The following is a 6,188-nucleotide window of genomic DNA, read 5'->3' as shown; positions in this document are numbered from 1 at the left end:
ACGTTCGCGCCGGCGGCCGCCAGGGACGTCGCTGCGGCCTTCCCGAGGCCGCTGCTGGACGCGGCGACGAGCGCGGTGTTCCCCGCTAGATCCGGCGTTCCGGTCGCTGGGTCGATTGCTGTCACGGTACCCGGTTCGCTGGCAGCGCCCGTAAATCCACCTGCGACCTCGTGTCGCTGCCGTGTCGGTGGCGTTGCTACCGTGCCGGTGCAGCCGTCGTGTCGATGCCGTCGCCGTGTTCCGGGGGCGACGTCCCGGGGCGGTCGCCGCATCCCGACGACTTTTGCCCGCGGGCGCGGACTGTCCGCGCATGCACGACGCGGTAGCCATCGACGCCGACCGATTCCGGGAGCGGTTCGAGGCGTACAGCGAGTTCGGCGCGACCGACGACGACGGCCTGCACCGCCTCGCGCTCTCGGACGCCGACCGCGACGCGCGGGACCAGTTCGTCGCCGACCTCGAGACCGCCGGCCTGGACGTCCGCGTGGACGAACTCGGGAACGTCTTCGGTCGATACCCCGGCCGGAACCCGGGCGCGGCGCCCCGTGCTCGTGGGCTCGCACCTCGACTCACAGCCCTACGGCGGCCGCTACGACGGCCAGCTCGGCGTCCTCACCGCGCTGGAGGCGGTCGAAGCCGTCGCCGAGTCGGACGCCGAACCCGACCGCCCACTCGAGGTGGTGAACTGGACGAACGAGGAGGGCACGCGCTTCCAGCCGTCGATGATGGGGAGTTCGGGGTACGTCGGCTACGAGGACGTCGAATCCCTGCTCGCTGCGACCGACCGCGACGGCGCCGTGGTCGCCGACGAACTCGAACGCATCGGCTACGACGGCGACGCGCCCTGCGAGCCCCCGGACGCTGGCGTCCACAGCTACCTCGAACTCCACGTCGAACAGGGGCCGACGCTGGACGACCGCGACCTCTCGGTCGCCGTCGTGGACGGCGTCTACGGGATGTCGTGGCTACGGATCACGGTCGAGGGGCAGGCCGACCACGCCGGCCCCACGCCGATGCACGCTCGGCAGGACGCGCTCGCGGCCGCCACCGACGCGATTTCGGAGATTACCCGGCTGCCCGGCCGGCTCTCCGCGGACGCCGTCGCGACGGTCGGCGAAGTGAGCGCGGAACCGAACTCCGTCAACGTCATCCCGGCGCGCGCGACGTTCACTGTCGACCTCCGGAGCTACGACGACGACGTCGTGGACCGCGGCGTCCAGCGGATCGAGGCCGAGGTGGCAGCCGCTTGCGAGCGCCACGGCGTCGAGGCGGCGGTCGACCACGTCTCCCGCCACCACTCGATGGCGTTCAGCGACCGCGTCAGCGCCGCCGCAGACCGGGCCATCGAGGCGACCGGCGTCGAGGCGACGCACCTCGTCAGTGGCGCCGGCCACGACGCCCAGCACCTCCAGACGCTCACGGACGCGGGGATGCTGTTCGTGCCGAGCGTCGACGGCCGCACCCACTCTGAGGCGGAGTTCACGGAGTGGGCGGACTGCGTCGCTGGCGCTCGGGTGTTCGCGAACGCCACGCTCGAACTGGCGACCGAGTAAGCCCTCGCCGCGCTCTGAACGGGGTTGTTCGCGAGCCCGGCCGGGCCTCCACACTGCACAGCAATGCCTCTACTGCGGTCGCGAGCCCGCCCATACCGTCGCGAGACCGCTCGTCTCGCCGCGAAGGCTGCCCCGCCGCAGTCGCGTTCAGGTCGCCGCGGTGCCCGTCACGTCCTCGCGGGGGCCGTGGCGACGTCCGCGATGGCGTCCGCGACGATCTCGAGCCCCGTCTCGACCTGGTCCTCGGTGACGACCAGCGGCGGGAGCAGGCGGAGCACGTTGCTGTACTGGCCCGCCTTCCAGACGAGCAGACCGTGCTCGTAGCAGTACTCCTGGATGTCCGCGACGACGTCGCCAGCGTCGGCCACGTGGCCGTCTTCGTCGACGAACTCCGCGCCGACGAACAGCCCCTTCCCGCGGACGTCCGCGAGCTGGGGGTTGTCCTCGGCAATCTCCCGGAGTCGGGACCGGATCAGGTTCCCCATCGCAGTCGCGTGGTCGAGGAGGTCGTTGCCTTCGATGTACTCGATGGCGCGCAGGCCGGCGCGCATCGCGGGGACGTTCCCGCGGTAGGTACCCGCGTGGTCGCCGGAGTCCCACGTGTCGAGGTCCTCGTGGTAGATGGTACAGGACAGCGGGAGGCCGTTCCCGCCGAGCGCCTTCGCGCTGGTGACGACGTCCGGCGTGACGTCGAAGTGCTCGCTGCCCCACCACTCGCCGGTGCGGCCGAACCCGGCCTGGATCTCGTCGACGACGAGGGGGATCTCGGCTTCGTCGGCGATGTCGCGCAGCCCCTGGAGGAAGCCCTGCGGCGGCACGACGACGCCGCCCTCGCCCTGAATCGGCTCCACGAAGATGCCCGCCGGGTCCGCGAGCCCGCCGTACGGCTCCAGCAGCGTGGCGCGGACTTCGTTGAGGGCGTCTTCGACGGCCCGCTCGGGGTCTTTGTCCTGCTGGAAGGGGTAGGGATAGGGTGCATGGACGACGTCCGGCAGGAGCGGCGTGTAGTGCTCCTTGAATCCCTTGTTCGCAGTGAGGCTCATCGCGCCCGAGGTGGCGCCGTGGTAGGCGTTCCGGAACGCCACCAGGCCGTTGCCGCCCGTGTTGTACTTCGCGAGCTTGATCGACGCCTCGATGGCGTCGCTGCCCGTCGGTCCGCCGAAGACCACGCGGCTGTTCCCGGCGAGGTCACCGGGCGCGCGCTCCTCGAGCGCTTCGATGAGGTCGAGGCGCGCCTCGGTCGGGAAGTCGACCGTGTGGACGAACTTCTCGGCCTGCTCGTACATCCCCTCCATCACGTACGGGTTCGTGTGGCCGACGTTGAGCACGCCGATGCCCGCGAAAAAGTCCAGGAACGTGTTGCCGTCGACATCGCGGACGGTGGCGCCGCGCGCTTCGTCGAGCGCGATCGGGATGTTCTCCGGGTACGCGACGGCGCTGCTGTCGACGTCGCGCTGTCGCTGGAGCAGTCGCCTGCTCTGGGGGCCGGGAACCGTGTCGACGCTCGGCGCGTCGTCGAAGTGCAGGTCGTGAATCGGCGGTCCAGTCATACACACACCTACAAACCCCGGATTACAAATAATTTTGTATGGCTTTTGCGAACTGTGTGCGCAAATACGATGATATATTGAACGTAGTTTATGATGGGCGTCCTGCGCAACGTCCTCCGTGGCTCGATACAGCCTCGGCTGACGCTCCGTATGGGGCCTGCGCGGATCTCCGACACCGAACCGGGCCGGCCGCTCGGGGAAGGGACCTGTCGATACCGGCCGAGAGAATCGTGCCCGTTCCTCGCGAGGACCGGGTGGGGGACAGATGCGGTTCCGGCGTGGGGCCGAAAAGCGGGCGGCTACGAGACTTCGAGTTCGGCGAGTTCGTCGCCTGCGTCGACTTCCTGCTCGTTCTCGACGAAGAACTCGACGACCTCGCCGTCCTCGTCGGCCGTGATGTCGTGGAAGTTCTTCATGACGCCGATGAGGCCGATTACTTCGCCGCTCTCGACGGCGTCGCCCGGCTCGACGAAGGTTGGTTCGTCCGGGTCCGGCCGCCGGTAGAACACGCCCGGCATCGGTGCTGTGACGGTGGTTCGCTCGGTCATGTCGTTATCGGAGTTGGAACGGCGGCACACATATAACTTTCCCACACGGTCCGTACTGGCGCCGCATTCGTGGCTCTGCTTTGAGAAATACGCAGAAGATAGGAGTGAATCCAACAGGGCTGGTGCCGGTTCCGGGGGCCGCTACGGGGCTCCGGCGCCGGTCGTCACTCGAGGAACGTCGCCCGAATCAACTCCAGCTGCTCGTCCTGGCTCGCACGCGCCTCGAGGGCCTCCTCCACGTCGACGGCCTCGAACGTGATTTCGTTGTGAGTGCGCGCCTGGGCGAGCATGTCCCGGTCGATGCTGGTGACCGTCCCGACCGTCGCGTACCCGCCGCCGGTCACGGCGTCCCGCATCAGGATGATGGGCTGGCCCGCCATCTGGATGGAGCCCACCGGATACCCGAGGTCGACGACGTTCGTCGGGTCGGGGCCGGCACCGAACGGCTGCTCGCGCTCCTCGAACATCCCCTCGATGTCCGGGCCGGTGAGCCGACAGCCCACGCGGTCGGCCTCGTCGCTGATTTTCCACTGCGTGCCGAGGAACTCCTCGCGTCCCTCGTCGGTCAGCCGGTAGTCGCACAGCCCCATCACGACGCTGATGGTGTCGTTGTTCGCGTAGTCCGGGACGTGGCCGTCGTCGACGGCAGCGCCCACGGTCGCGTTCCCGTTCGCCGAACCGACCGGGAGTTCGTCTCCCTCCTCGAGGTCGCGGCCCTCGTGGCCGCCGATGCCGATGAGCGTGTACGTCGACCGGCTCTCCATGACCTCCGGGACGTCGATGCCGCCGGCGACGCTGAGATACGAGCGCACGCCCTCAGTCGCGAATTCGAAGGACAGCACGTCGCCCGCCTCGACCTGGACCGCCGTCCACATCGGAATCGGCTCGCCGTTGCGCTTCGGTTCCATGTCGGCGCCGGTCGCCGCGACGACGGCGTCCTCCTGGAACTTCAGGTCCGGCCCGGCGTACGTCATCTCGAGGGTCGCCGCGTCCTCGTCGTTGCCGACGACGTAGTTCGCGACCGTGTGCGCGTACTGGTCCATCGCGCCGGACGGCGGCATCCCGATGTGGTAGTGGCCGTACCGTCCGGTGTCCTGCACCGTCGTCGACAGCCCGGGTTCGAGCACTTCGATCATCAGTCTAGCACCTCCGTGATCCGCTCGTTGTACCCCTGCGGATCCTCGAAGAACTCCTCCGGCCGGAAGTCGATGGTCCCGATGTTGTACTCGTAGGTGCCGGCCTCGACCTCCTCGCGGATGGCGTCGTACTCCTCGCGGTCGATGCGGCGGTAGTTGAGGATGTCACCGGGGTTCGGCAACACCATGGAGTCCTGGAAGTCCGGGAGCTCCTGGTCGACGTCGAGGACCTCGACGGGCGTCCGGCCGAACAGCTGGTAGCCGCCCGCGCCCTTCACCGGGTAGGTGGCGGTGAACGCGCCGCCGTAGCCGACCGCGCGGCCCGGTGTCTCGGTCCGCGGCTGGACGTACTTCGGGACCTCGATCTGCTGCTCGCGGGGCACCATCTGGAACGTCCACGGCAGGCCCGGGACGAACCCGACCATCGTCACCATCTGGGGCGCGCCGGAGTGGGCGTCGATGAACTCGTCGACGCTGTCGAAGCCGTTGATGCGCGCGGAGTACTCCAGGTCCGTCGAGTCCGGGTCCTGGTGGCGGTCGCGGAACTTCATCATGACCTCGTGCGTCCACGGGTCGTCGTAGAGCACGGGGAAGTCGATGACGCGCGCCTCCCACGTGTACTCGGTGATGTCGATCTCCTCGCGGAGCGCTTTGAGCTCCTCGATGAGGTCGTCGGGGTGTAGCTCCCCCGGGTCGAAGTGCAGCAGGTAGGACGCGTTCGCCGGCGCGACTTCGATGATTCCGGGGAGGTCGCGCTCCCGGATCTCCTGGGTGATCGCCTGCGCTTCGAAGTTCGCGTCGAAGCTCATCTCCTCGGAGAGCTCGACGAAGACGTGGTCGTCCCCGCCGTACTCGTACCGGGGCGAGGAGAGTTCTTGCCGCTGAATGCTGTTCGTCATCTCTGTGGCACGGTTGCCCGTTCAGCGAGTTATAGGTACTGGTAAATTTCCGAGTCGTGGTCGGTATGAGAATACTGCGTGCAACAATCCTCCCGAAATCGGAACGCAGTCTGATATCTATCCGCGAGGCCACACGAGGTTTCTCTGGGCGGCCTACGCCAGGTCGCGTTCGGGGTCCGGCCGGAAGTCGTAGTCAGTCGGCTCGTCGTCGGTCCCGTCGGCGGCCCGAACCACGTCGTCGATGCGGACGAGCTGGACCACGACGTCCGACGCCGTCGCCACCACGCCGTCGACGACCGCGGCGAGGTCGTACGGCCCCTGTTCGCCAGCGGCCCTGACGGTCCTCGCGTCGCTGTCGAACACCGCGTCCGGCCCCCCGGCACGCAGGGCAGTGAGGACGTCGACCGCGTCCCCGCCAGCGTTCCGCGCGAGTGTGCGCGGCAGGTCTTCCAGCGCGTCCGCGAACGCGTCCATCACGACGGCCGACCGGTCCGGAACCGAC

General features: G+C 68.5%; 7 protein-coding genes. 1 reads left to right on the top strand and 6 read right to left on the bottom strand.

The window, feature by feature from the left end; genetic code table 11:
• Positions 1-196: 196 nt before the first annotated feature.
• Positions 197-403 carry a hypothetical protein gene (locus GRX66_RS19610; protein WP_201293055.1) on the bottom strand — a complete coding sequence of 69 codons (207 nt, stop codon included), beginning with the start codon at positions 401-403 and terminating at the stop codon, positions 197-199.
• A gap of 142 nt (positions 404-545) precedes the next feature.
• On the opposite strand from GRX66_RS19610, the gene GRX66_RS15475 reads away from it, so the two are divergent.
• A complete protein-coding gene (locus GRX66_RS15475) occupies positions 546-1,553 on the top strand; it encodes a M20 family metallo-hydrolase (protein ID WP_325064149.1) in 1,008 nt (335 codons plus the stop codon).
• Positions 1,554-1,720: 167 nt separating this feature from the next.
• Here the strand turns inward: GRX66_RS15475 and GRX66_RS15470 are convergent, their stop codons facing one another.
• The 5 genes from GRX66_RS15470 to GRX66_RS15450 form a co-directional block, all read right to left on the bottom strand.
• Positions 1,721-3,103 carry an aspartate aminotransferase family protein gene (locus GRX66_RS15470; RefSeq protein WP_159527347.1) on the bottom strand — a complete coding sequence of 461 codons (1,383 nt, stop codon included), beginning with the start codon at positions 3,101-3,103 and terminating at the stop codon, positions 1,721-1,723.
• 299 nt (positions 3,104-3,402) lie between these two features.
• Positions 3,403-3,651, bottom strand: a complete 249-nt coding sequence (locus GRX66_RS15465; protein ID WP_159527346.1) for an acetyl-CoA carboxylase — start codon at positions 3,649-3,651, stop codon at positions 3,403-3,405.
• 164 nt (positions 3,652-3,815) lie between these two features.
• The gene (locus GRX66_RS15460; protein WP_159527345.1) at positions 3,816-4,787 is read right to left on the bottom strand and encodes a 5-oxoprolinase subunit C family protein; all 972 of its coding nucleotides are present in this window, start codon (positions 4,785-4,787) and stop codon (positions 3,816-3,818) included.
• Complete coding sequence (locus tag GRX66_RS15455) at positions 4,787-5,686, bottom strand: 5-oxoprolinase subunit B family protein (protein ID WP_159527344.1); 900 nt, start codon at positions 5,684-5,686, stop codon at positions 4,787-4,789. The genes GRX66_RS15460 and GRX66_RS15455 overlap by 1 nt, the downstream gene beginning before the upstream one ends.
• Before the next feature lie 153 nt (positions 5,687-5,839).
• The coding region (locus tag GRX66_RS15450) for a TCP-1/cpn60 chaperonin family protein (protein ID WP_233745572.1) at positions 5,840-6,188 on the bottom strand (349 nt) is incomplete at its 5' end.

This window comes from Halobacterium bonnevillei, assembly GCF_009831555.1.
Taxonomy (GTDB): Archaea; Halobacteriota; Halobacteria; order Halobacteriales; family Halobacteriaceae; genus Halobacterium; species Halobacterium bonnevillei.
The sequence above is the reverse complement of the archived record's forward strand: the minus strand, read 5'-3'. Positions and strand labels throughout refer to the sequence as shown.